Source organism: Gardnerella sp. C0684A1, assembly GCF_055326835.1.
The window spans coordinates 1-236 of sequence record NZ_JBLTSX010000096.1 but is presented as its reverse complement, the minus strand read 5'-3'; the positions used below and the strand labels follow the sequence as shown (position 1 = coordinate 236).

1 protein-coding gene is annotated in these 236 nt (G+C 66.5%); it reads left to right on the top strand.

All coding sequences use genetic code 11. The features are described 5' to 3' along the window. Nucleotides 1-236, top strand: a 236-nt coding sequence (locus tag ACNEUN_RS06460; RefSeq protein ID WP_463631641.1) for a hypothetical protein, incomplete at both ends; no start/stop codon positions are given.

The window sequence follows — 236 nt, the reverse complement described above, 5'->3', positions numbered from 1 at the left end:
CCACTAAGAATGACGAACTGACGGTCGCGGTTCGCTCCGACCTGCCGGTGGGCGATCTGGTCACCTTCTCGACCGGGGGCAAATATCGCGAGCGGCATATCAGCGCCGACGAGGAACGCTTCCGCGACCGCCGCGCCTCGGCCGCGCCGACGCAGAGCTTGGCCGGGCTGCTGTCCGACGAGGATTCGCGCAATTTCGACTATGACCTCGGCAAGCGGATCGATGCCGGGCTGGCC